Source organism: Streptomyces litchfieldiae, from assembly GCF_031845365.1.
Taxonomy (GTDB): Bacteria; Actinomycetota; Actinomycetes; order Streptomycetales; family Streptomycetaceae; genus Streptomyces; species Streptomyces litchfieldiae.
Map to the genome: position 1 here is coordinate 142685 of NZ_JAVREL010000001.1, position 23590 is coordinate 166274.

Here is a 23590-nt window from a genome sequence, read left to right on the forward strand (position 1 = left end):
GAGTCAGCGGTGCTCGGCCTTGGCGGTTCGCGACATCAGTTCCTTGACCGCCACCTGGGGCGAGGTGCCGCCGTGCACGATGCCCACGACCGTTTCCGTCAGCGGCATGTCGACCTGGTGACGGCGCGCCAGGTCCAGTACGGAACGGCAGGACTTGACGCCCTCGGCGGTCTGCTTGGTGACCGCGATGGTCTCCTGAAGCGTCATGCCGCGGCCCAGGTTGGTGCCGAAGGTGTTGTTGCGGGACAGCGGGGAGGAGCAGGTGGCGACGAGGTCGCCCATCCCGGCCAGGCCCGCGAACGTCTGCGCGTCGGCGCCCAGGGCCAGTCCCAGCCGTGTGGTCTCGGCGAGCCCGCGGGTGATGAGCGACGCCTTGGTGTTGTCGCCCAGGCCCATGCCGTGGGCGATGCCGACGGCGAGCGCGATGACGTTCTTGACGGCGCCGCCGAGTTCGCAGCCGACCACATCGGTGTTCGTGTAGGGGCGGAAGTAGGCGGTGTGGCAGGCGGCCTGGAGCCGGATGGCCACGGATTCGTCGCGGCAGGCGACCACCGAGGCGGCGGGCTGGTGTTCGGCGATCTCGGGGGCGAGGTTGGGGCCGGAGAGCACGGCGACCCGCTCCGGGCCGACGCCCGCGACCTCCTCGATGACCTCGCTCATCCGCTTCGCGGTGCCCAGCTCGATGCCCTTCATCAGCGAGACGAGCACGGTGTCGGGGGGCAGCAGCGGGGCCCACTCGGCCAGATTGCCCCGCAGGGTCTGGGAGGGGATGGCGAGCACCGTGAACTCGGCGCCGGAGGCCGCCTCGGCCGGGTCCGCGGTGGCCCGCACGGTGGCCGGGAGCCGGACGCCGGGCAGGTAGTCGGGGTTGGTGTGGGTGGTGTTGACGGCCTCGACGAGCTCGGGGCGCCGGGCCCAGAGCGTCACGTCGCAGCCGGCGTCGGCGAGGACCATCGCGAACGTGGTCCCCCAGGAGCCGGTTCCATAGACGGCGGCGCGTGTCACTCCGCTTTCTCCTCCTTGGACACGTGTGGCCGGTCACGTCGTTCCGGCGAGGTGCTGCGGTGAATGTAGCGCTCCGCGGGCACCGGTTCGTTCCGCAGGTCGGCCAGCAGCGCCGTGATGGCGTCCATGATCGTGTCGGTGACCTCGCGCAGCACCTCGGTGGTGGGCTCCTTCCCGTAGAACTCGCCCAGGTCCACGGGGGGTCCGGCGACCACGGTCAGCGTCTTGCGCGGCAGCAGCCGCAGCCGTTTCTTCTTGGCGTAGGGCGGCATCGCCTCGTGGGCGCCCCACTGGGCCACCGGGATCACGGGCGCGCGGGTGAGCAGCGCGACGCGGGCGGCGCCGGTCTTGCCCTCCATGGGCCACAGTGCGGGGTCGCGGGTGAGGGTGCCCTCCGGGTAGAACGCGACGCACTCGCCGGCGTGCACGGCCGCGACGGCGGCGCGGAAGGCGTCGGCGGCGTCCGAGGAGTTGCGGTAGACGGGGATCTGGCCGGTGCCGCGCATGAAACAGCCGACCATCCCGGTGTTGAAGAGACTGACCTTCGCCAGGAATCTGGGCACTCGCCCGGTGTTGTACTGGAAGTGCGCGTAGGAGAGCGGGTCGAGATAGGAGTTGTGATTCACCGCGGTGATGAATCCGCCCTCGGCGGGAATATGCTCCATTCCCCGCCAGTCTCGCCTGAAGAGCACCAGCAACGGTGGTTTCACCAGAAATGCGGCCAATCGGTACCAGAAGCCGATTTTGCGGCGAGACACTCGGTCACCATCTCCTCTTGCACTGCTCCGGCGCGGTCTGCTGCGGACAGCCGCACAAGTGTCGCCCCCGCGTGGGGGGCTGTCCAGCGGATGGTCTCACCGCCTTGGTGGTCCCTTTGCACCCTAATGCGAAGCGCCCCGTAGCGTCCCGGAGGGCACCGGACAGCGGCCGCTCGAGCCGCCCGGGAACGACCAGAGAATGGAGAATGGCACGATGCGTGACACCCGGTGGTCGCTGATCGTCCCCCTGAAACCGCTGCGGCTGGCCAAGAGCCGGCTGGCCGCCGTGGCCGGGGACGCCCTGCGCCCCTCGCTCGCGCTGGCCTTCGCCGAGGACACGGTGGCCGCGGCGCTGGCGTGTGCGGCGGTGCGGGACGTGGTGGTGGTCACGGACGACCCGTTCGCGACGGGGCGGCTGGCGCGCCTCGGGGCGCGGATCGTGCCCGATTCGCCGGCCCGGGGGCTCAACGCGGCGCTCGCGTACGGCGCGGAGGCCGTCCGCTCGGCGGCGCCCGGCGCGGCGGTGGCCGCGCTCAACGCCGATCTGCCCGCGCTGCGGCCGGCGGAGCTCGCCCGGGTGCTGACGGCGGCGGGGACTTACGCGCGCAGCTTTCTCGCGGACGCGGCGGGCGTGGGCACGACGCTGCTGGCGGCGGCGCCCGGGGTGGCGCTGGCGCCGGCGTTCGGCGGGGCGTCCCGGGCCCGTCATCTGGCTTCCGGGGCCGCGGAACTGCGGCCGGCGGAGGTGGACAGCGTGCGCCGGGACGTGGACACCGGCGAGGACCTGCGCGCGGCGCTGGCGCTGGGCGTCGGGCCGCGTACGGCGGTGGGCGCGCGGCGTCTTACAACGTTTGCAGGGTCAGATAGGTGACGTGGCGCTCGGCGCCCTCGCCGGTGACTTCGATGCGCACGCGCTGACCGGGGCGCAGCAGCCGCAGACCGCCGGCGTCGAAGGCGTCGGCGCCGAAGTCCAGGGGTGTGCCGTCGTCGAGCAGCACGCTGCCGGAGCGGGTTCCGGGGTCGAAGGTGTATGCGGTGGCCTGCATGCGGCGAGCCTAGCGGCTGCCTCCGACGGCCGGAACGACCGCGGGCCGGGCTCCCGGTGGGGAGTCCGGCCCGCTGGGCGGCCTGGTCACTTGCGTCGTGCGGTGGCCTTCTTGGCGGTGGTCGCGCGGGACGGGGCCCGCTTGGCCGGCGCCTTCTTGGCCGTCGTCTTCTTCGCCGGGGCCTTCTTCGCGGTGGCCTTCTTGGCCGTCGTCTTCTTCGCCGCCGTCTTCTTCGCGGTGGCCTTCTTGGCCGTCGTCTTCTTCGCGGCGGCCTTCTTGGCCGGGGCCTTCTTCGCCGCGGCCTTCTTGGTGGTGGCCTTCTTGGTGGCCGCGCCGCCCGAAAGGCTTCCCTTCGGGGCCTTCTTCACCGCGACATCGTGCTTGGGCAGCTTCTTGGTCCCGGCGACCAGGTCCTTGAAGCCCTGACCGGCGCGGAAGCGGGGCACGGAGGTCTTCTTGACCCGTACCCGCTCGCCGGTCTGGGGGTTCCGCGCGTACCGGGCCGGCCGGTCCACCTTCTCGAACGAGCCGAAGCCGGTCACCGAGACCCGCTCACCGGCGACCACCGCGCGGATGATGGCGTCGAGCACGATATCGACGGCGTCGGCCGCCTGCTGGCGGCCACCGAGCTTGTCGGCAATCGCTTCTACGAGTTGCGCCTTGTTCACGTCTTCCCCTTCGCAGACCTTGCTGGAACGAATGTGTTCAAGCTTTTTCGCACGTTAGGCAGATATATTCCGCAAATCAAACGCGAAACGGGCGAATCACCCTTGTGTCGCAACGAACTCGACCATCACGGAGATCCGTCACGGTCGCCGCCCGCCCGGCTCGCGGGCAGTCGTCCCGCGTCAACGTCCTCCATGAGCCGGTCCAGACGCCGGGCGGCGCCAGGCAGGTCGTGCTTGGCGGCCGCGGTGATGATCAGCAGCTTCCGGGTGAGGGCCTGCCGTACGTCCTGCGGCACTTGCAGGGATCGCACCTTGCGGTGCGCGTCCCTCAGGCGAGCGGCGACGCGGTCGTAGAGTTCGAGTTGACCGTCGCGTTCCATGCGGCCGATTGTGCCACCTTGGGCCTGTTATCGCCCCCTAAGCCCTCAACGCCCGTGTCGTGATGGGGTGTCAGCACAGATGCCCCCGTCGGCCGGGCCGACGGGGGCATCTGATGACGAAGCGTCAAGAAGCTTTGCTGGTAACGGGTTTGAAGCCGGGGCGCCGCTCCTCGAAGGCGGCGATCGCGTCCTCGTTCTGCAAGGTGATGCTGATGTCGTCGAGTCCTTCGAGCAACCGCCAGCGGGCGTTCTCGTCGAGCTCGAAGGATGCCTCGATGTCGCCGGCGGTGACCTTGCGCTCGACCAGGTCGACGGTGACCGCGGCGGTCGGGTCGGCCTCGGTCAGCTCCCACAGCGCGTCCACGGTCTCCTGCGGCAGCACCACGGTCAGCAGGCCGTTCTTCAGCGAGTTGCCCCGGAAGATGTCGGCGAACCGGGACGAGATGACCGCCTTGAAGCCGTAGTTCTGCAGGGCCCACACCGCGTGCTCGCGGGAGGAGCCGGTGCCGAAGTCGGAGCCGGCGACCAGGACCGTGGCCCCTTGCCGCTCCGGGCGGTTGAGCACGAACTCCGGGTCCCTGCGCCAGGCCTCGAACAGCCCGTCCTCGAACCCGTCGCGCGTGACCTTCTTCAGCCAGTGCGCCGGAATGATCTGGTCGGTGTCCACGTTGGAACGGCGCAGCGGGACGGCCCGGCCGGTGTGCGTGGTGAAAGCTTCCATGACTCAGACCTCCACGGGGGTGGGAACGTCGGCCAGGTCGGCCGGGGACGCGAGGTGACCGGTGACGGCGGTGGCCGCGGCGACCTGCGGCGAGACCAGGTGGGTGCGCCCGCCCTTGCCCTGCCTGCCCTCGAAGTTGCGGTTGGAGGTGGAGGCGCAGCGCTCGCCCGGGGAGAGCTGGTCCGGGTTCATCCCGAGACACATCGAACAACCCGCGTGCCGCCACTCGGCGCCGGCCGCAGTGAACACCTTGTCCAGCCCCTCCTCGACGGCCTGGAGGGCGACGCGGACGGAGCCGGGCACCACCAGCATCCGTACGCCGTCGGCCACCTTGCGGCCGTCCAGCACGGCGGCGGCCGAGCGCAGGTCCTCGATACGGCCGTTGGTGCAGGAGCCGACGAACACGGTGTCCACGGTGATGTCCCGCAGCCTGCGGCCGGGCTCAAGCCCCATGTACTCCAGCGCCTTCTCGGCCGCCAGGCGCTCGCCGGGGTCGGCGAACGAGGCCGGGTCGGGCACGGAGGAGGACAGCGGCGCACCCTGCCCGGGGTTGGTGCCCCAGGTGACGAACGGGGCCAGCTCGGCGGCGTCGATGACCACCTCGTGGTCGAAGACGGCGTCGTCGTCGGTGCGCAGCGTCTTCCAGTAGGCCACGGCCTCGTCCCACGCCGGGCCGCTCGGGGCGTGGTCGCGTCCCCGGAGATAGGCGAACGTGGTCTCGTCGGGGGCGATCATGCCGGCCCGGGCGCCCGCCTCGATCGACATGTTGCAGATGGTCATCCGCGCCTCCATCGAGAGCTTCTCGATGGCCTCGCCGCGGTATTCGATGACATAGCCCTGGCCGCCGCCGGTGCCGATCTTGGCGATGATGGCCAGGATCAGGTCCTTCGCGGTGACGCCCTCGGGCAGCTCGCCCAGCACGGTCACCGCCATGGTCCGGAACGGGGCCATGGGCAGCGTCTGGGTGGCCAGCACGTGCTCCACCTGGCTCGTGCCGATGCCGAACGCCAGCGCGCCGAAGGCACCATGGGTCGAGGTGTGGCTGTCGCCGCACACCACCGTGGTGCCCGGCTGCGTCAGCCCGAGCTGCGGGCCGACGACATGGACGACGCCCTGCTCGGCGTCGCCGAGCGGATGCAGCCGCACGCCGAACTCCGCACAGTTCTTCCGGAGGGTCTCCAACTGCGTGCGGGAGACGGGGTCCGCGATCGGCTTGTCGATGTCGAGGGTCGGGGTGTTGTGGTCCTCGGTGGCGATGGTGAGGTCCGTGCGGCGCACCCGGCGCCCGCTCTTGCGCAGCCCGTCGAACGCCTGCGGGCTGGTCACCTCGTGCAGCAGGTGGAGATCGATGTAGAGAAGATCGGGCTCTCCTTCCGCACGCCGGACGACGTGGTCGTCCCAGACTTTCTCCGCCAGTGTCCGTCCCATGGCTTTTCCTTCCGGGCTTGCCGCTGGTCTCATGGCCGCCATCCGTTCCCCTCGCACCGGACGGTGGCCGCGTCCCGCGCATGTGACGCGGACCGTGGCACCAGCCTGGCGCTTCCCCCGGGAAATTGGACTTGCGTTTCACACTGTGAGACGCGAGTATCGTTGCATGGACAACTCTAGCGGCGACTCCAGCGGAGTGGGCGTACTGGACAAGGCGGCTCTGGTCCTGGGAGCCCTGGAATCCGGACCGGCCACGCTCGCCGGGCTGGTCGGGGCGACCGGGCTGGCCAGGCCGACGGCGCACCGGATGGCCGTGGCGCTCGAGTATCACCGGCTGCTGGCCCGGGACATGCAGGGCCGCTTCGTGCTCGGCCCGCGCCTGGCCGAGCTCGCCGCCGCCGCCGGAGAGGACCGGCTGCTGGCCGCCGCCGGGCCGGTGTTGACACATCTGCGCGACGTGACAGGTGAGAGCGCCCAGCTTTACCGGCGCCAGGGCGACATGCGTATCTGCGTCGCCGCGGCCGAGCGGCTCTCCGGCCTGCGCGACACCGTGCCGGTGGGCTCCACGCTGCCGATGAAGGCCGGCTCCGCCGCCCAGATCCTGCTGGCCTGGGAGGAGCCGGAGCGGCTCCACCACGGCCTGCAGGGCGCCCGCTTCACCGCCACGGCGCTCTCCGGCGTCCGGCGCCGCGGCTGGGCCCAGTCGATCGGCGAGCGCGAGCCGGGCGTCGCCTCGGTCTCGGCGCCCGTGCGCGGCCCGTCCAACCGCGTGGTCGCCGCGGTGTCCGTCTCCGGGCCCATCGAGCGGCTGACCCGCCACCCGGGCCGGATGCACGCCCAGGCGCTGCTGGACGCCGCCGCACGCCTCACCGAGGCCCTCAAGCGGAACGGCTGACCATCCCCCTCCGGCCGCCGCGGCCGGCCGGTCACAGCGACAGGCGCTCGGCGGCGCCCTCGCCGCGGCGGGCCACCGGCACCACCTCGGTCGCCGCACCCAGGCCGAACGCCGGCATGTTCACATAGACCGCCTCGTGCGCGCCCGCCGGGACCACATAGGTCTCGTGCCAGAAGCCCACCCGCCCCTTGCCGGCCCGCAGTCTGCGGTTGAACGCGGCCCAGGCGGGCCGGTGCTGCTTGTCGGGGGCCGAGGCATAGGCCAGCAACTGCTCGTGGGACGCCCAGTACTGCACCACGTAGATCAGGCGGGGACCGCCGAACAGTAGCCGGTATCCCAGGAATCCGCTGCCCTTGTCCCGCGACAGCTCCCTGAGCATCTTCGGCATCGCCGTGAAGACCGGCCACCAGCTACGCAGCCGCAAGAAACTGTTGATCCGCATGCCGATCAGGAACACCGTCACCCCCTGACCGCCCGCCGCCGTCATGCGCCCTTCGATGATCCGTCGTCCCATGGCACGCCTCCCCGCGCTCCCGGCCGTCGCGCCGACCGCCGGTATCCAACTTGGATAGCTCCACTATCCATGATTAGATAGTGCCACTCTCCAACCAGAAGCGCAAGGGAGCCGGCGAATGCGGCTGTCGGAGCTGAGCAAGCGCAGCGGGGTCTCCACCGCGACGATCAAGTACTACCTGCGGGAAGGGCTGCTGCCCCCGGGCGAGCGGATCACCGCGACCCAGGCCGACTACGACGAGGAGCACTTGCGCCGGCTGCGGCTGGTGCGGGCGCTGGTCCAGGTCGGCCGGGTGCCGGTGGCCACCGCGCGCGAGGTGCTGGCCGCGGTGGAGGACGAGTCGTCCGACCAGCTCTCCCGACTGGGCACGGCGGTCGGCGCGCTCCCCCACGGCCCCACGACCACCGGTGACGACGCGGCCACGGAGCGGGCCGGGCGCACGGCCGAGGAGGTGCAGCGCCGGCTGGGCTGGCGGATCGTGCCGGGGAATCCGGCGCACCGCATGCTGATCTCCTCGCTCGCCACGCTGATCCGCCTCGGCTATCCCTGCGAGGTGGATCATCTGCTGCCCTATGGCCGGGCGGCGGCCGGGATCGCGGAGCACGAGCTGGCGCTGATCGGTGAGTTCGAGGCGCCGACCACGCAGTTGGAGGCCGCCGTGGCGCTCACCGTGCTCTACGAGCCGGTGCTGCTCGCCCTGCGGCGGCTGGCCCAGGCCGAGGAGGCCGGGCGCCGCTTCGGCGCGAACAGGGGCGCCGGCGCGGACCCGGCGGCGGACGCGGAGGGCGAGGGGTGAGACGGCATGGCAAAGGCCCCTCGTCATCGACGAGGGGCCTGCTGCGATCGAGTACCCCCGACCGGATTCGAACCGGCGCTACTGCCTTGAGAGGGCAGCGTGCTAGGCCGCTACACAACGGGGGCCCTGCTCAGATCCGGTCATCCCGGACCAGTACCCCCGACCGGATTCGAACCGGCGCTACTGCCTTGAGAGGGCAGCGTGCTAGGCCGCTACACAACGGGGGCTCGATCTTGTTGAGAGATCGCGCTGGGGTACCAGGACTCGAACCTAGACTAACTGAACCAGAATCAGTCGTGCTGCCAATTACACCATACCCCACCAAAACGCAACCCCACTCGGGGGTATTGCTCAGGTGGTCGCTCGGGATTCGGATCTCCGACTCGCCCTTGCGACGCGCCAAACAATACCCGATCGAGAACGGTGCCCCAAAACGAGATCCGTTCCGGGGCCCCGCGCCCCGCTCAGGCGGCCAGCCGGGACAGGGCGGCGTCGACCCGGGCCAGGGTGCGCTCGCGGCCCAGCAGCTCCAGGGACTCGAAGAGCGGCAGGCCCACGGTGCGGCCGGTGACCGCCACGCGGACCGGGGCCTGGGCCTTGCCGAGCTTCAGCCCGTGCTCCTCGCCGGCGGCCAGCACGGCCTCCTTGAGCGCCTCCGCGGTCCACTCGGGGGCCGCGGCCAGCCGCTCCCGGGCCGTGGCCAGCACGGCCTCCGCGCCGGGCTTCATGGCCTTGCTCCAGGACTGCTCGTCGGAGACCGGCTCGTCGAGGAAGAGGAAGTCGACGTTGTCGGTGATGTCGGACAGCACCGTGACGCGAGTCTGGGCGAGCGGCGCCAGCGCGGCGAACGCGGCCGGGTCGTACGCCTCCGGCTTCCAGGGCGCGTGCGGGGCCCGCAGCCACGGCTGGCACGCCTCGATGAACTGCTCCACCGACAGGTGCTCGCGGATGTGGGTGGCGTTGATCGCCTCGGCCTTCTTCAGGTCGAAGCGCGCCGGGTTGGCGTTCACCGCGCCGATGTCGAACGCGGCCACCATCTCCGCCATGGAGAAGATGTCCCGGTCCTCGGCGAGCGACCAGCCCAGCAGGGCCAGGTAGTTGAGCAGGCCCGAGGGCAGGAAGCCGCGGTCCCGGTAGAGGTTGAGCGAGGACTGCGGGTCGCGCTTGGAGAGCTTCTTGTTGCCCTCGCCCATCACATACGGCAGATGCCCGAACGCGGGCGTCGCGCCGTTGCCCACGCCGATCTCCGCCAGCGCGCGGTAGAGCGCGATTTGGCGAGGGGTGGAGGACAGCAGGTCCTCGCCGCGCAGGACGTGGGTGATCTCCATCAGCGCGTCGTCCACCGGGTTGACGAGCGTGTAGAGCGGGGCGCCGTTGGCCCGGACGATGCCGTAGTCGGGCACGTTCTCCGGGGTGAAGGTGAGCTCGCCGCGCACCAGGTCGGTGAACGTGATCGGCTCGTCGGGCATCCGGAAGCGCACGATGGGCTTGCGTCCCTCGGCCTCGTAGGCGGCCATCTGCGCCTCGGACAGCGAGCGGCACGCGCCGTCGTACCCGGAGGGCCGGCCGGCCTTGCGGGCGGCCTCCCGGCGGGCCTCCAGCTCCTCCGCGGTGCAGTAGCAGTGATAGGCATGGCCGGCCCGCAGCAGCTTGCCGGCGACATCGGCGTAGACGTCCATCCGCCGCGACTGGCGGTAGGGCTCGTGCGGTCCGCCCGCCTCCGGGCCCTCGTCCCAGTCCAGGCCGAGCCAGCGCAGGGAGTCCAGCAGGGCCTCGTAGGACTCCTCGGAGTCCCGGGCCACGTCGGTGTCCTCGATGCGCAGGACCAGGGTCCCGCCGTGGTGGCGCGCGTAGGCCCAGTTGAACAGGGCGGTGCGGACGAGGCCGACGTGCGGGTTGCCGGTCGGGGAGGGGCAGAAACGGACGCGAACGCTAGTCACGCTTGACAACCTTGTTGGTGAGAGTGCCGATGCCTTCGATGGTGACGGCGACCTCGTCGCCGACGTGGAGGGGTCCGACGCCCGCCGGGGTGCCGGTGAGGATGACGTCCTGCGGCAGCAGGGTCATCGACTCGGTGATGTGCACGATCAGGTCCTCGACGCCGCGCACCATCTCGCTGGTGCGGCCGAGCTGCCGCTGCTCGCCGTTGACCGTGCACATGATCGCGAGGTCGGAGGGGTCGAGGTCGGTCTCGATCCAGGGGCCGAGCGGGCAGGAGGTGTCGAAGCCCTTGGCCCGCGCCCACTGGCTCTCGCGCTGCTGAACGTCGCGCGCGGTGAGGTCGTTGGCGCAGGTGTAGCCGAGGATGACGTCGCGGGCGCGCTCGCGCGGGACGTCCCGGCAGAGCCGGCCGATGACCACGGCGAGCTCCGCCTCGTGGTGCACATCGGAGGAGATGGCCGGGTAGGAGATCTCGTCGCCGGAGCCGATCACCGAGGTGGAGGGCTTGAAGAAGGTGACCGGGACGTCGGGCACCTCGTTGCCCAGCTCCCGGGCGTGCTCGGCGTAGTTCCGCCCGATGGCCACGATCTTGCTCGGCAGCACCGGCGGCAGCAGCCGGACCTTACTCAGCGGCACCCGGCGGCCCGAGCGTTCGAACTCGGCGAAGGGGTGGCCCTTGATGATGTCGAGGGCGAGCTCCCCGCCCTGGGACGGATCGGGTTCCAGCACGCCGAAGCCGACGGTGCCGTCGATGGAGAATCTGGCGATGCGCACGGCGCCAAGCCTAGCCAACGGCCTCCCGGACCCTGGAGTCCGAGAGGCCGGACGGCCGGGGTCTCAGCGCAGGCGGGCCATCAGGGCGTGCTCGACGAGGGTGATCAGCGCGCTCTTCGCCTCCGTGCGGTGACGCGCGTCGGTGGTGATGATCGGGGCGTCGGGCCCGATCTGGAGTGCTTCGCGGACTTCTTCCGGGGAGTAGGGCTGGTGTCCGTCGAAGCCGTTGAGGGCGATCACGAACGGCAGGCCGCTGTTCTCGAAGTAGTCCACCGCCGGGAAACAGTCCGCCAGCCGGCGCGTGTCCACCAGCACGATCGCACCGATCGCACCGCGCACCAAGTCGTCCCACATGAACCAGAAACGATCCTGCCCGGGCGTCCCGAACAGATACAGGATCAAATCCTGATCCAGCGTGATACGCCCGAAGTCCATCGCCACCGTCGTGGTGGTCTTCCCCGCCGTATGCGTCAGATCGTCGATCCCCGCCGACGCCGACGTCATCACCGCCTCGGTCCGCAGCGGATTGATCTCCGACACCGACCCCACAAACGTGGTCTTCCCCACGCCGAACCCACCCGCGATCACGATCTTCGCGGAGGTCGTGGAACGCGACGGCGCGGAGAGACCGGCGTCGTTAGAGCTTGCGAAGTCCACTGAGCACCCTTTCGAGCAGTGTCACATCTGGCTGGCCACCGGGCTCTGCGTCATGACCCGGCTGGTGAATGGCGACAAGCCCGGCCTCGGCGAGATCGGCCACCAGAATCCGCGCGACCCCAAGCGGGATGGAGAGCAGCGCGGAGACCTCGGCGACGGACTTGACCTCGTAGCAGAGCTGGCAGATCCGCTGGTGCTCCGGCAACTGGCCCTGCAACTGCATCGGCTCGGCCGTGGTGCTCACCAACGCCTCGATCGCGAGCTGATACCGCGGCCGGGTCCGGCCACCGGTCATCGCGTACGGACGCACCAGCGGCTGCGGGACCTCTCCGTCGCCGGCGCGCCGCGGCCGCTCGGGCGGCTGCTGCTGGGAGGGCTGCGCCGGCCACTCCTCGCGCTCCGGCACCCCCCGGCCGTCCGGGCCCGGTCCGGGCGGGCGGGCCGCTCCCGGCTGGGGCGGCGGCGTGCGCCGCGCCTCGGGGCCGGGCTCGGACTCCGGCCGCGCGGCCGCGTGCCGTTCCGGCATGGGCCGCCGGTGTCCGCCGCTGGGCGCCGAGGGGAAGTTGAAGCGCCCGGTGCGGCCACCGCCGTGTGGCTGCGCCGGGTACTCGTTGCCGTAAGGTCCGCCTGGGGGCGTTGCCACAGTTCCTCCTCCGACTGCCTTCGCTGTCCGCGGACGCCGCGCTCATCGCTTCGCCATGCCCGCACCTTATGGGGCGCGGCCCCAATCCGCACAAGTCGTCTACTAGTTGAGCAAGCTCCCCTGCAGCTCGGCGCGGAGGTCGGGAGTCAGAACCGTACCCGCACGATCGACCAGCAGAGCCATCTCGTACCCCACCAGACCGATATCGGCCTCCGGATGCGCCAACACCGCCAACGACGAACCATCCGAAATCGACATGATGAAGAGGAACCCCCGCTCCATCTCCACCACCGTCTGATTCACCGCACCACCCTCGAAGATCCGCGACGCACCAGCCGTCAACGACGTCAGCCCCGAAGCCACCGCCGCCAACTGATCAGCACGATCCCGCGGAAACCCCTCGGACAACGCCAGAAGAAGACCATCAGCGGACACCACCACCGTGTGCGACACCCCCGGGGTGTTCTCCACGAAGCTGGTGATCAACCAGTTCAGGTTCTGCGCCGCCTGGCTCATCGGGCTCACACTAACGCTCCTGATCGTTGTTCTGCGTGCCGCGGCCACCGCTCGCGCCGCGGCCCTGCTGTACCCCGCGGTGCAGGCTGCTGAGCCTGCCGCGGACGTCATTCGGATCCCGGGAGACGGCGGGCCCCTCCGGCACGGGCTCCACAGGAGTGTGCTCGGCCAGATTGGCGCGCGGTACTCGCCGGGGGAGGCCGGAGGAGGTGACGCCGCCGGTGCGCTCCTCCCGGCGTGGCCCGCGCTCCCACCGCGCCTCCTCGGGGGCGTGGTGCGCCGGGGTCTGGTACGCCGGGGGTTCTTCCCGCAGTGGCTGTGCCGGCTCCTCCTCGGGCTGCCAGTGTCGTTCGCGGCGGGGAAGCCCCGCGCCGGTCGTCGAGCGGTACTCCGCCGCGAGCGGATCCGGTCCACTGAAGCCTACGCGCTGTGCGCCGTTCCCGGGACCACTGTGAGGAGATTGTGTGTGTGGCTGGAACGCGCCGAATCCGGGTGCCCGGGTGGCGTGTTCGTCCTCCCCGACGGGCGGCGCGAACCGCGGGTCGGCGGGTGCCGGCGGCTCCCCCGGCAGTTCGCGGGGCGGCTCCTGGCCCGGCGCTCCGCCGCCCGGCAGGGCGTGGCCGACCACGGAGAGGGCGACGGTGTCGCCGGGCGTCGCGTAACGCGAGTCGTCGAAGCCCAGTTCGGCGGCGGTCCGGGCACCGGCCTGGCGGTCGGCCTCGGAGATGTACGACTCGTCGGGAACGATCCGCGAGACGCTGAACTCCTGCTCGGGCGGCTGCGGGGCGCTGCCGCCGTGGGTGATCCGCTCGGGCAGCATCACCAGCGAGGTGGTGCCCGACTGCTCGCCGGAGGGGCGGAGTTGGACGCGGATCCCGTGCCGCTCGGCGAGCCGGCCGACCACGTAGAGCCCCATGCGCCGGGAGATGGCGGCGTCCACGGCCGGCGGGTCCGCCAGCCGCTTGTTGATCTCGGCGAAGTCCTCCTGGGTGAGGCCGATGCCCTTGTCATGGATCTCGATCATGATCCGGCCGTCCGGCAGCCGGGTGGCGGTCACCCGCACCTTGGTCTGCGGCGAGGAGAACGTGGTGGCGTTCTCCAGCAGTTCGGCGAGGAGGTGCACCAGGTCGTTGACGACCGCGCCGTGGATCTCGCACTCCGGGACGCCGGTCAGCTCGATGCGGGCGTACGCCTCGACCTCGGAGGCGGCGGCGCGCATCACGTCGACCAGCGCCACGGGCTGGTTCCACCGGTTCCCCGGCTCCTCACCGGCGAGGACCAGCAGGTTCTCACCGTTGCGGCGCATGCGGGTGGCCAGGTGGTCCAGCTTGAAGAGGTTCTCGAGCTGCTCGGGGTCGGCCTCGTTGTTCTCCAGGTCGCTGATCAGGCCGAGTTGGCGCTCGATGAGGCCCTGGTTGCGGCTGGAGAGGTTGGTGAAGATGGCGTTCACGTTGCCGCGCAGCAGGGCCTGTTCGGCGGCGAGGCGCACGGCCTCGCGGTGGACCTGGTCGAACGCCCGGGCCACCTCGCCGATCTCGTCCTGGCTGTTGATGTCGATGGGCGCCACGCGGGTGTCCACGTCGCCGGGGTTGGTGCGCGAGAGCTGGTCGACCAGGGTCGGCAGGCGCTGCTCGGCCACCTCGAAGGCGGCGCCGCGCAGGCGGCTCATGTTGCGGCTCATCGACCGGGCCATCAGCGCGGCCAGCACAAAGGCGATCACCAGGGAGCCGAGCACGACGACGGAGTTGACGATCATGTCCCGGCGAGCGGTGGCGGCGATGTCCTGCGCCTCGGCCACGGCGGTGTCGACCAGCTCGCGCTCGACGGTCCGGTAGGCCTCGAACTCGGCGGTCGCCGCCGTGAACCAGCTCTCCTCGGTGACGCCCTCGGCGGCCAGGTCACCGGCCGGGCCGCCCCCCGCGATGAGCGACACCATGGTGGCCAGGTCGGGAGAGCTCGGCGGGGCGCCCGCGGCCATCGCGTCGGAGAGCCGCCGGATGTCCTGGGGGGTGCCGGCCGAGCCGAACTCGGCGCGGGCGATGTCCTCCAGATACGCGTAGGAGCCGAACGCGGTGAGCTGGAGGGCGGCGGCCTCCTCGCCCGGCCCGGGGGCGACCAGCAGATGGGTGCCGATGGACCGTTGCAGCGAACTGGCCGCCTTGGCCAGCGAGACGGCGTACACCGCGCGGCCGTAGGAGGTGATGTTCGCGGTGCCCAGGCCGAGTTCGTTGGCCAGCGACATCAGGGGGTGCTGAATGGTGACGTACCCCTCCTCGGTCTCGACACCCGGGAGCTGGTCGGTGAACGCCTGCTCGCGGAGCCCGTCGAGCCGGGGCTCGGCCTCGGTGACGGCGTCGATCCGGCGCCGCAGGCTGGCGCTTTGCGGGGCGTCCTCGACCCGCGCGTGGAACACGGCACGCGCCTCATCGGTGCGCTGACGCGCCTCGCCGATGACGGGATCCTCCGTCTCGCCCCTCAGCAGCGCGCCGGCGGTGACGTCGCGCTCGTCGATCAGCGCGTGGGCGTAGGCGGTGGACGCCTGCACCAACTCCGCTATGCGCTCGGCGTCGTCGGCCTCCTGCCAGGTGTCGTACGCGTCGTAGACACGGAAGCCACCCAGCGCGAGGGCGACCAGCACAGGGATCAGGAGGATCGCGTACAGCTTGGTGGCCACCCGCCAGTTGCGGGGCGCGAGTCTGGAGCCGGTCGCCGGGGGCGCGGGCGGCTGACCGGCCGGCGGTACGGTGACCGACGGCGGTGTGAAGTTGCCCCTCCCGGACCCACGGGGGTCTCCCGGGGTCGTCGGGCCGTCGGGGCTCGCGCTGCTGCGCCTCACTGGGCTGTCACCTCTCGGCATCGGCGGGGCGTGGCTGCCGGCTGTCACGACTGCGGAGTTGGGTGGATTCCAGCACGTCGGGACTTGACTTTCCAATCCCCTGAGCCATCCCGATTTCAGCCAACCATGAATGAGTGAAATCGGGCATTGCGGCCGAGAACGGCAAAAGACCGGGTTTTCGTGTGCGGAGAGGAACGGAACGCTCGCCGGGCGTGCGTATTCCGTGTGGTTCGCCTCTTGAATTGTCGTGGACTTCGGAAGGAGACGTGTTCAATGCCACAGGCCGTGCGGCCCGTACGATCAGTGCAGCCGGGCGAGCAGGGCGTGCTCGACGAGGGTGATCAGCGCGCTCTTCGCCTCGGCCCGGACCCGGGCGTCGGTCACGATGATGGGGGTGTCCGGTCCGATCTGGAGTGCTTCGCGGACTTCTTCCGGGGAGTAGGGCTGGTGTCCGTCGAAGCCGTTGAGGGCGATCACGAACGGCAGGCCGCTGTTCTCGAAGTAGTCCACCGCCGGGAAACAGTCCGCCAGCCGGCGCGTGTCCACCAGCACGATCGCACCGATCGCACCGCGCACCAAGTCGTCCCACATGAACCAGAAACGATCCTGCCCGGGCGTCCCGAACAGGTACAGGATCAAATCCTGATCCAGCGTGATACGCCCGAAGTCCATCGCCACCGTCGTGGTGGTCTTCCCCGCCGTATGCGTCAGATCGTCGATCCCCGCCGACGCCGACGTCATCACCGCCTCGGTCCGCAGCGGATTGATCTCCGACACCGACCCCACAAACGTGGTCTTCCCCACGCCGAACCCACCCGCGATCACGATCTTCGCGGAGGTGGTCGACTGGGAGGGCGCCGGCCGGCCCGCGGCGCTAGAGCTTGCGAAGTCCACTGAGCACCCTTTCGAGCAGTGTCACATCTGGCTGGCCACCGGGCTCTGCGTCATGACCCGGCTGGTGGATCGCCACCAGCCCCGCCTCGGCCAGGTCCGCCACCAGGATTCGGGCCACCCCCAGCGGCATCCCCAGCAGCGCCGACACCTCCGCCACCGACTTCACCTCGAGGCAGAGCTGGCAGATCCGCTGGTGCTCCGGCAGCAGCCCCTGCAACTGCATCGGCTCGGCCGTGGTGCTCACCAACGCCTCGATCGCGAGCTGATACCGCGGCCGGGTCCGGCCACCGGTCATCGCGTACGGACGCACCAGCGGCTGGTCGCCCTCGTCGTCGAACGAGCCGTAATGATGCGGAGCACCGTACGAGCCCTGCGAGGGTGGCGGGGTGATCATAGCTCCTCCGAGCGTTACATGAGATCGGCGAGGCGGATGGTGGTGCTCATGTGGGGGGAGCTGGGGGTCAGTTAAGCAGACTTCCTTGAAGTTCCGCGCGGAGGTCGGGAGTCAGAACCGTACCCGCACGATCGACCAGCAGAGCCATCTCGTACCCCACCAGACCGATATCGGCCTCCGGATGCGCCAACACCGCCAACGACGAACCATCCGAAATCGACATGATGAAGAGGAACCCCCGCTCCATCTCCACCACCGTCTGATTCACCGCACCACCCTCGAAGATCCGCGACGCACCAGCCGTCAACGACGTCAGCCCCGAAGCCACCGCCGCCAACTGATCAGCACGATCCCGCGGAAACCCCTCGGACAACGCCAGAAGAAGACCATCAGCGGACACCACCACCGTGTGCGACACCCCCGGGGTGTTCTCCACGAAGCTGGTGATCAACCAGTTCAGGTTCTGCGCCGCCTGGCTCATCGGGCTCACACTAACGCTCCTACTGCTGGTACGTGGGGCCGAAGCCCCGGTCGTTGCGGCCGGCCGCGGTACCGGCCTGGCGCCCCTGCTGGATTCCCCGGCGGAGGTTGGTCAGCCGGCCCCGGACGTCGTCCGGGCGGCGGGAGACCAACGGTCCCGAGGGAGCGGCGGCCTGCTGCTGCGACTGCTGCGCGGCACCGGCCACGAGGTTGGCACGCGGAACGCGCCGCGGAAGACCCGAGTTAGTGACGCCGCCCGCGGTGGGCTGACGCAACTGCTCCGCCTGGCGCCAGCGTTCGTCGTTGGGCGACGGCCGCCAGGGCGCGCTCGGCTCGCCGCCGGACGCGGGGCGCTGAACGGTGGGCGGGGCGACGGGCTGCCGCTGGACGGGCGGCGGAGCGGGCGCCTGGGCCTGCGGCGGAGCGGCCGGTTCCCGGGCGGGCGCGGGAGGCGGCGGCGCGGTGGCCCGGCGGAGGCCGAACCACGTCGACTCCATCTCCTCGAAGATCGGCGTGCGTTCGGAGGGGCGCTCCGGCGCCGCGGGCGGCAGCGGGTCGCGCAGCTCGTCGGGCCGGTGCTGCTGCGGGGCGCGCTGCGGAGGCTCCGCCACCGGGAACTCGCCGGTGTCCTGGACGCCTTGGCGGCTCTCGCGGGCGGGCGCCGTCCCGGCGCCGCGCGGCGTGGCGGCGTTCGGGAAGGTGAACTCGGTGGTGTCGTCGGGCTGTTGCGGCCGCTGCTGACGGTGACCGAACGCGCCGGACAGGGGCGAGGTGGGAGCGCCGCCGGTGGCACCGACGTAGCCGGGGCGGGCGTACTCGCCCGTCGACTCCGCCTCGTCGTGCCCCCGCGGGGCGTCCATGCTCTCCCGCGCGACGGGTATTCGGCCGCTGTCCTCGCCGACGGTGGCCCAGCTCGGCCGGCCGCCCGGCGCTCCGCCGGCCACCGGCGACTCGGCCGGGGCGACGGGCTCGGGGGGCGGCGGCGGGACGCGCGGCGCCACGGGCGGCTGCGGCTCGCCCGGCTCGGGCACCGCGGCGGGTCCGGTGGGCGCGGCCGGCCGGGACGGCAGGGCCGGGCGTTCCTGGGACGGGCGGACCTGGCCGCGGGACTGCTCGGCGGTGCGCTCCAGGCTCCGGTTCCAGCCCGGGAGTTGAGCGGTGTCGGGCCCGGAGTCGCCGCGGGTGTCGGTCGCGCCGGGCGGGCGCCGGACGGGCGGGGTCTCGCGGTGCAGCGTCGCGGTGGCCGGGGCGCCGCCGACCGGGCCGCTGCCCGGCCGGGGACGGCCGGGGCCCTGGGCGACGTCGGCGGGCAGCATGACCAGGGCGGTGGTGCCGCCGGAGTCCGAGGGCCGCAACTGGATGCGGATGTTGTGGCGCAGGGACAGGCGGCCGACCACGAACAGGCCCATGCGGCGGGAGACGGAGACGTCCACCGTCGGCGGGTTGGCCAGCCGGTCGTTGATCTCGGCGAGGTCCTCGGGGGACAGGCCGATGCCGGTGTCGTGGATCTCGACCAGGACGCGGCCGTCGGGCAGCGCGTGACCGGTGACCTTCACCTTGGTCTGCGGCGAGGAGAAGGAGGTGGCGTTCTCCAGCAGCTCGGCCAGGAGGTGCACGAGGTCGTTGACGACGCGGCCGGCGACGTCCGTCTTGGGCACGGCGCTCAGCTCGATGCGTTCGTACTGCTCCACCTCGGAGGCGGCGGCACGCAGCACGTCGACCAGCGGCACGGGGCGGGTCCACCGGCGGCCCGGCTCCTCACCGGCGAGAACCAGCAGGTTCTCACCGTTGCGGCGCATGCGGGTGGCGAGGTGGTCCAGCTTGAACAGCGACGACAACTGGTCCGGGTCGGCCTCGCGGGACTCCAGTTCGGAGATGAGCGAAAGCTGGCGCTGGATGAGGCCCTGGCTGCGGCGGGAGAGGTTGGTGAACATCGCGTTCACGTTGCCCCGCAGCAGGGCCTGCTCACCGGCGAGGCGGACCGCCTCGCGGTGAACGTCGTCGAACGCCTGGGCCACCTTGCCGATTTCGTCGCGGGTGTGCACACCCACGGACTCGACGGTGGTGTTGACGTCCTCCGGCTCGGCCTCGGACATCTGCTTGACGACCTCGGGCAGCCGCTTGCGGGCGACTTCCTGGGCGGTGTCCTGGAGGCGGCGCAGCGAGCGGACCATGGAGCGGGCGACGACGAACGCGCCGACGAGCGAGATGCCGAGGACGAGGACGACGATCGCGCCGTTGAGGATGGCGTCGCGCTGGGCCTCGTCGCGCAGGGCGCTGGCCTGGGCCTCCATCTCATCGAGCAGGGTGCGCTCGATGTTGTCCATCGCCTCGATCTTGTCGCGGTCCTGGTCGTACCAGTCGCGGTAGGTGCGGTCCTCGCTGCGGATGCCCTCCTCGGCGGCGAAGACCTGGAGCGCGAACTGGTTGGCCGAGACGACGTTGGTGATGCCGCCCTCCAGCGGCTCCAGCAGCCGGTGGGCCTCGCTCTCGTTGCCGTAGACCAGGGTGAAGCTGTCGAGTGCGGATTCCTCGCTCTGCTGGTGGTCGCGGCCGAAGCGCCAGTCGCTGTCGGACAGCGCGGCGATGCCCTCGGTCTCCTCGCGGGCGAGGCCGGCGGTGATCACGGCCCGCTGGATGGAGGCGTGCTCCTTGGCGGAGGAGAACGTGGCCAGCGCGCGGGTGCTCTGGATCATCTCGCTGTTGCTGGTGGCCTGGGCCATGTCCTGGGACAGGCCGAGCAGGGCCTCGATCAGCTCGTTGTACTGGCTGATGGTCTGCGAGACGTATTCCGGGTTCTCGTACGCCTGGTTGCGGATCTGGCTGAGCTCGTTCAGCCGGCTGCCGATGTCGACGACCGTGGCCCGGACGCTGCGCATGGCCGGGTCGGTGTTGTCGATCTTGAGGGTCGCGTCGCTGAACGCGTCGATCGCCTCGTCGGTGCGCTCGCGCGGCCCGGCGACCTCGTCGCTCTTGGGGTTGCCGTCACTGATCAGCGGGCCGGCCGAACGGTCGCGCTCCTCCTGGAGGGCGGCGGCCAGGAGCGTCGCCTGCTGTGTCATCTCGGTGAGGAGCTGCATGTTGTCCAGTTGCTCGATGTCGTCCATCGAGCCCTGGATGCGCAGCCCGCCGAGCACGGTCGCGGCGACCACCGGCAGGGCGATCAGCGAGACCAGTCGGGTGCTGATGCGCCAGTTGCGCAGGGCGAGCCGGGAGCCGGCCTGACTCGGGCGGCTCGGTGCGGGGGTGTCCGCGGCGGCATCCTCGGGGGCCCGGCCGCGGGGCGGCTGCTCGCCGGCCCCGACCGAACGTGCCGGGTCGCCGCTCAGGGCAGGCCCCGCGGAGGAGCCGCGGTCGTCCGCGCCACTCGGCTCCGCATCCCCCGCAGCGCTGCCTTCCCTCTTGAAACGTCCCTGCACTAGCGTCGCAACCTCTGGACCTCAAGCCCGCCGCTGCTGCGGCGTGACGGGTGTCGAGTCGGGGACACGCGAGCCCCGTTTCGGTCGTGTGGATGACCGACACGTTTCTGTGATCAGCCGTGTTGTGACGCTGGCGTGCGCCCCCGCACTGTGTGGCCGACCCGCGGCGGTCCGTGGAATTCCAGCACAGAGGCCGATCTCCAACAAGGGCCCGGAATGGACCCGTGACATGTATGACGCTGCGGAGATGCATGATCACGACGCGTATGCGCAATGTCCGGAGGAAACGGACGTTTACCCATAGGGTCGTCACCGAATCCGCACACTTCTTATCGATCGCAAAGATCGAAAGGTCCGCGCTCGCCCTCTTTGTCAGCCTTGTCGGACAGGGCTGCGGACCCACAATGTCCGCTTTGACGTATCGCTCGTGAGGAAACTCACAGTGTCCTGTGGCTGATTGGGGGCGGGGAGTGGGTAAGCGAGTCCTAGCCTCAGCTTTACAAGACGCCCAGGAATGACAAGAGACCAAGGCAGCCACTCGTGAAGAGCACTCTGATCACGCGCTCCATCGCCAACCCCCGGCGTACCACTCTGGCACACCTGACGGACGCCGGTGCTCTGGCCCCGGCGGCCCCGGCGGCCCCGGCCGAGCGGGAACTGCCCGCCAGCACGGCCAACCCCCGCCGCACCGTCCTCATCGAGACGGTGCCGCAGTCCTGACGCCGAGCGACGCACAGCGCACGCCGACAGCCCCCGGCCGGGAAGGCCGGGGGCTGTCGGCGTGTGGAGGGCGCGCCCGGGCGGGCGTCAGCCCTGCCAACTGTGCGGGGCGCGGTAGGCGCGGGCCCGCTCCAGGCGCCGCCAGGGCGCGGAGTCTCGGCCGGAGTGCTCCTCGGGCTCGGCCCGCTGGGCGGCGCGGGCCATCAGCAGCGCGGTCACCGCGGCCAGTTCCTCGTCGCTGGCCTGACCCTTTTCCACCCGGACCAGGTGCGGGTCGGTGATCGTCTCGGGGCTCATCGTGGGGATCTCCTTCGCTGGCTGCCGTGGTTACTGGGGCGGGTTGCCGTGCTTGCGGGCGGGCAGATCGGCGTGCTTGCTGCGCAGCATCGCCAGTGCGTGGATGAGGACTTCACGGGTCTCGGCCGGCTCGATGACGTCATCGACCAGACCGCGCTCGGCAGCGTAATAGGGGTGCATAAGCTCTGCCTTGTACTCCTTGACCATGCGCGCCCGCATCGCCTCCGGGTCCTCCGCCGCCGCGATCTGCCGCCGGAAGATCACATTCGCCGCGCCCTCCGCCCCCATCACCGCGATCTCGTTCGTCGGCCAGGCGAACGCCACATCCGCCCCGATCGACTGCGAGTCCATCACGATGTACGCCCCGCCGTACGCCTTCCGCAGCACCACCGAGATCCGCGGCACCGTCGCGTTGCAGTACGCGTACAGAAGCTTCGCCCCGTGCCGGATGATCCCGCCGTGCTCCTGGTCCACCCCCGGCAGGAACCCCGGCACGTCCAGCAGCGTCACGATCGGGATGTTGAACGCGTCGCACATCTGCACAAACCGCGCCGCCTTCTCCGACGCCGAGATGTCCAGCACCCCCGCCAGCGACTGCGGCTGGTTCGCCACCACCCCCACCACCTGCCCGTCCAGCCGCGCAAGCGCACAGATGATGTTCACCGCCCACCGCTCATGGACCTCCAGGAACTCCCCGTCGTCCACCAGCTCCTCGATCACCGCCCGCATGTCATAGGGGCGGTTGCCGTCCACCGGCACCAGATCCACCAGCGCCTCGCACCGCCGGTCCACCGGATCCTTCGTCGCCACGACGGGCGGGTTCTCCCGGTTGTTGCTCGGGAGGAGGGAGAGGAGGAAGCGGACCTCCTCGATGCAGGACTCCTCGTCGTCGTAGGCGAAGTGGGCGACGCCGGAGGTACCCGCGTGCACATCCGCACCACCCAGACCGTTCTGCGTCACCCGCGCCCCGGTCACCGCCTGCACCACATCAGGCCCCGTAATGAACATCTGCGCGGTCTCCCGCACCATGAACACAAAATCAGTCAACGCCGGCGAATACGCCGCACCCCCCGCACACGGCCCCAACATCACCGAAATCTGCGGAATCACCCCCGACGCCCGCGTATTCCGCTGAAAAATCCCCCCATACCCCGCAAGCGCCGACACCCCCTCCTGAATACGCGCCCCCGCACCATCATTCAACGACACCAACGGCGCCCCCGCCGCCAACGCCATATCCATGATCTTGTGGATCTTCGCCGCATGCGCCTCCCCCAACGCACCCCCAAAAATCCGGAAATCATGCGCATACACGAACACCGTCCGCCCATGCACCGTCCCCCACCCCGTCACCACACCATCCGTATACGGCCGCTTCGCCTCCAACCCGAACCCCGAAGCCCGATGCCGCCGCAACACCCCCACCTCACGAAACGACCCCTCATCCAACAACAGACCAATCCGCTCCCGCGCCGTCAGCTTCCCCTTCGCATGCTGCGCCGCCGTCGCCGCCTCCGAAGGCCCCCCCAACGCCTCCGCACGAATCGCAGCCAACTCCGCCACCCGTCCCCTGGTGTCGGTGGTCGTGGCGGCGGCCGTCTCGGATGGGCCCGTCTCAGCATGATCGGTCATGTATAGACCCTACGAAACGCGGTGCCGCTTGGCTCTCGTCAGATCCGTACAGTCTCCACACCCGTTTCATGGCCGCGCTGGACAGAACCCAAGTGCGGAGCAGAGGCAGGTGCAGGCAAGCCACAGCGCGGCCGGGGCGGCACTGTGAGTTTCCTACAGTGCCGCCTGCCTCAGCG

The 23590-nt window shown here is 70.6% G+C and carries 24 protein-coding genes and 3 tRNA genes; 4 read left to right on the top strand and 23 right to left on the bottom strand.

Annotated elements, in window-relative coordinates; genetic code table 11:
• Window positions 1-3: 3 nt before the first annotated feature.
• Both RM590_RS00650 and RM590_RS00655 read right to left on the bottom strand, forming a co-directional pair.
• Window positions 4-1005 (bottom strand): NAD(P)H-dependent glycerol-3-phosphate dehydrogenase, encoded by a 1002-nt coding sequence (locus RM590_RS00650; protein ID WP_311702285.1) that lies wholly within the window; start codon window positions 1003-1005, stop codon window positions 4-6.
• Window positions 1002-1763, bottom strand: a complete 762-nt coding sequence (locus tag RM590_RS00655; RefSeq protein WP_311702286.1) for a lysophospholipid acyltransferase family protein — start codon at window positions 1761-1763, stop codon at window positions 1002-1004. Before RM590_RS00655 ends, RM590_RS00650 begins: the two co-directional genes overlap by 4 nt.
• Window positions 1764-1977: 214 nt before the next feature.
• Here RM590_RS00655 and cofC point away from each other — a divergent pair, with 214 nt between their 5' ends.
• On the top strand, window positions 1978-2634 hold the full coding sequence (gene cofC / locus RM590_RS00660) for a 2-phospho-L-lactate guanylyltransferase (protein WP_311702287.1): 657 nt from the start codon (window positions 1978-1980) through the stop codon (window positions 2632-2634).
• Here the strand turns inward: cofC and RM590_RS00665 are convergent.
• From RM590_RS00665 to leuC, 5 genes are all read right to left on the bottom strand, one after another.
• Complete coding sequence (locus RM590_RS00665; RefSeq protein ID WP_311702288.1) at window positions 2606-2809, bottom strand: hypothetical protein; 204 nt, start codon at window positions 2807-2809, stop codon at window positions 2606-2608. The genes cofC and RM590_RS00665 overlap by 29 nt on opposite strands.
• Window positions 2810-2895: 86 nt before the next feature.
• Window positions 2896-3477, bottom strand: coding sequence for an HU family DNA-binding protein (locus RM590_RS00670; protein ID WP_311702289.1), 582 nt, complete (start codon window positions 3475-3477; stop codon window positions 2896-2898).
• A 125-nt stretch (window positions 3478-3602) separates the two neighbouring features.
• Window positions 3603-3857, bottom strand: a complete 255-nt coding sequence (locus RM590_RS00675) for an SCO5555 family protein (protein ID WP_311702290.1) — start codon at window positions 3855-3857, stop codon at window positions 3603-3605.
• Between the two features lie 124 nt (window positions 3858-3981).
• On the bottom strand, window positions 3982-4578 hold the full coding sequence (gene leuD, locus RM590_RS00680) for a 3-isopropylmalate dehydratase small subunit (RefSeq protein WP_311702291.1): 597 nt from the start codon (window positions 4576-4578) through the stop codon (window positions 3982-3984).
• 3 nt (window positions 4579-4581) lie between these two features.
• The gene (leuC, locus tag RM590_RS00685; RefSeq protein WP_311702292.1) at window positions 4582-6006 is read right to left on the bottom strand and encodes a 3-isopropylmalate dehydratase large subunit; all 1425 of its coding nucleotides are present in this window, start codon (window positions 6004-6006) and stop codon (window positions 4582-4584) included.
• Between the two features lie 166 nt (window positions 6007-6172).
• Between leuC and RM590_RS00690 the strand changes: the two genes are divergently transcribed.
• A complete protein-coding gene (locus RM590_RS00690; RefSeq protein WP_311702294.1) occupies window positions 6173-6901 on the top strand; it encodes an IclR family transcriptional regulator in 729 nt (242 codons plus the stop codon).
• Window positions 6902-6932: 31 nt separating this feature from the next.
• On the opposite strand, the gene RM590_RS00695 is transcribed toward RM590_RS00690, so the two are convergent.
• Window positions 6933-7415 (bottom strand): DUF4188 domain-containing protein, encoded by a 483-nt coding sequence (locus RM590_RS00695; RefSeq protein WP_311702295.1) that lies wholly within the window; start codon window positions 7413-7415, stop codon window positions 6933-6935.
• Between the two features lie 118 nt (window positions 7416-7533).
• On the opposite strand from RM590_RS00695, the gene RM590_RS00700 reads away from it, so the two are divergent.
• Entirely contained in the window at window positions 7534-8211 is a 678-nt protein-coding gene (locus RM590_RS00700) for a MerR family transcriptional regulator (protein ID WP_311702296.1), read from the top strand.
• A gap of 52 nt (window positions 8212-8263) precedes the next feature.
• Here RM590_RS00700 and RM590_RS00705 read toward each other — a convergent pair.
• The 13 genes from RM590_RS00705 to RM590_RS00765 form a co-directional block, all read right to left on the bottom strand.
• A tRNA-Glu gene (locus RM590_RS00705) sits at window positions 8264-8336 on the bottom strand.
• Window positions 8337-8365: 29 nt separating this feature from the next.
• Window positions 8366-8438: transfer RNA gene (locus RM590_RS00710), tRNA-Glu, on the bottom strand.
• A 22-nt stretch (window positions 8439-8460) separates the two neighbouring features.
• A tRNA-Gln gene (locus RM590_RS00715) sits at window positions 8461-8532 on the bottom strand.
• 143 nt (window positions 8533-8675) lie between these two features.
• Complete coding sequence (gene gltX, locus RM590_RS00720) at window positions 8676-10160, bottom strand: glutamate--tRNA ligase (protein WP_311702297.1); 1485 nt, start codon at window positions 10158-10160, stop codon at window positions 8676-8678.
• Window positions 10144-10926 carry a fumarylacetoacetate hydrolase family protein gene (locus tag RM590_RS00725; RefSeq protein ID WP_311702298.1) on the bottom strand — a complete coding sequence of 261 codons (783 nt, stop codon included), beginning with the start codon at window positions 10924-10926 and terminating at the stop codon, window positions 10144-10146. The genes gltX and RM590_RS00725 overlap by 17 nt, the downstream gene beginning before the upstream one ends.
• Window positions 10927-10989: 63 nt before the next feature.
• A complete protein-coding gene (locus RM590_RS00730) occupies window positions 10990-11583 on the bottom strand; it encodes a GTP-binding protein (protein ID WP_311702299.1) in 594 nt (197 codons plus the stop codon).
• Entirely contained in the window at window positions 11564-12226 is a 663-nt protein-coding gene (locus RM590_RS00735; RefSeq protein ID WP_311702300.1) for a DUF742 domain-containing protein, read from the bottom strand. The genes RM590_RS00730 and RM590_RS00735 overlap by 20 nt, the downstream gene beginning before the upstream one ends.
• A gap of 102 nt (window positions 12227-12328) precedes the next feature.
• Window positions 12329-12742, bottom strand: coding sequence for a roadblock/LC7 domain-containing protein (locus tag RM590_RS00740; RefSeq protein WP_062206445.1), 414 nt, complete (start codon window positions 12740-12742; stop codon window positions 12329-12331).
• A gap of 10 nt (window positions 12743-12752) precedes the next feature.
• Complete coding sequence (locus RM590_RS00745) at window positions 12753-15599, bottom strand: sensor histidine kinase (RefSeq protein WP_394813750.1); 2847 nt, start codon at window positions 15597-15599, stop codon at window positions 12753-12755.
• A 279-nt stretch (window positions 15600-15878) separates the two neighbouring features.
• Complete coding sequence (locus RM590_RS00750; protein ID WP_311702302.1) at window positions 15879-16472, bottom strand: GTP-binding protein; 594 nt, start codon at window positions 16470-16472, stop codon at window positions 15879-15881.
• Complete coding sequence (locus RM590_RS00755) at window positions 16453-16863, bottom strand: DUF742 domain-containing protein (RefSeq protein WP_394813769.1); 411 nt, start codon at window positions 16861-16863, stop codon at window positions 16453-16455. The genes RM590_RS00750 and RM590_RS00755 overlap by 20 nt, the downstream gene beginning before the upstream one ends.
• A 70-nt stretch (window positions 16864-16933) precedes the next feature.
• Window positions 16934-17347, bottom strand: coding sequence for a roadblock/LC7 domain-containing protein (locus RM590_RS00760; RefSeq protein WP_062206445.1), 414 nt, complete (start codon window positions 17345-17347; stop codon window positions 16934-16936).
• Window positions 17348-17366: 19 nt separating this feature from the next.
• On the bottom strand, window positions 17367-20765 hold the full coding sequence (locus tag RM590_RS00765; RefSeq protein ID WP_311702305.1) for a sensor histidine kinase: 3399 nt from the start codon (window positions 20763-20765) through the stop codon (window positions 17367-17369).
• A gap of 540 nt (window positions 20766-21305) precedes the next feature.
• On the opposite strand from RM590_RS00765, the gene RM590_RS00770 reads away from it, so the two are divergent.
• Window positions 21306-21485: a hypothetical protein gene (locus RM590_RS00770; RefSeq protein WP_311702306.1), complete on the top strand. Its 180-nt coding sequence runs from the start codon at window positions 21306-21308 to the stop codon at window positions 21483-21485.
• Between the two features lie 87 nt (window positions 21486-21572).
• Here the strand turns inward: RM590_RS00770 and RM590_RS00775 are convergent, their stop codons facing one another.
• Window positions 21573-21782: an acyl-CoA carboxylase subunit epsilon gene (locus tag RM590_RS00775; RefSeq protein WP_311702307.1), complete on the bottom strand. Its 210-nt coding sequence runs from the start codon at window positions 21780-21782 to the stop codon at window positions 21573-21575.
• A 30-nt stretch (window positions 21783-21812) separates the two neighbouring features.
• Entirely contained in the window at window positions 21813-23414 is a 1602-nt protein-coding gene (locus tag RM590_RS00780) for an acyl-CoA carboxylase subunit beta (protein ID WP_311702308.1), read from the bottom strand.
• Between the last annotated feature and the right edge of the window lie 176 nt (window positions 23415-23590).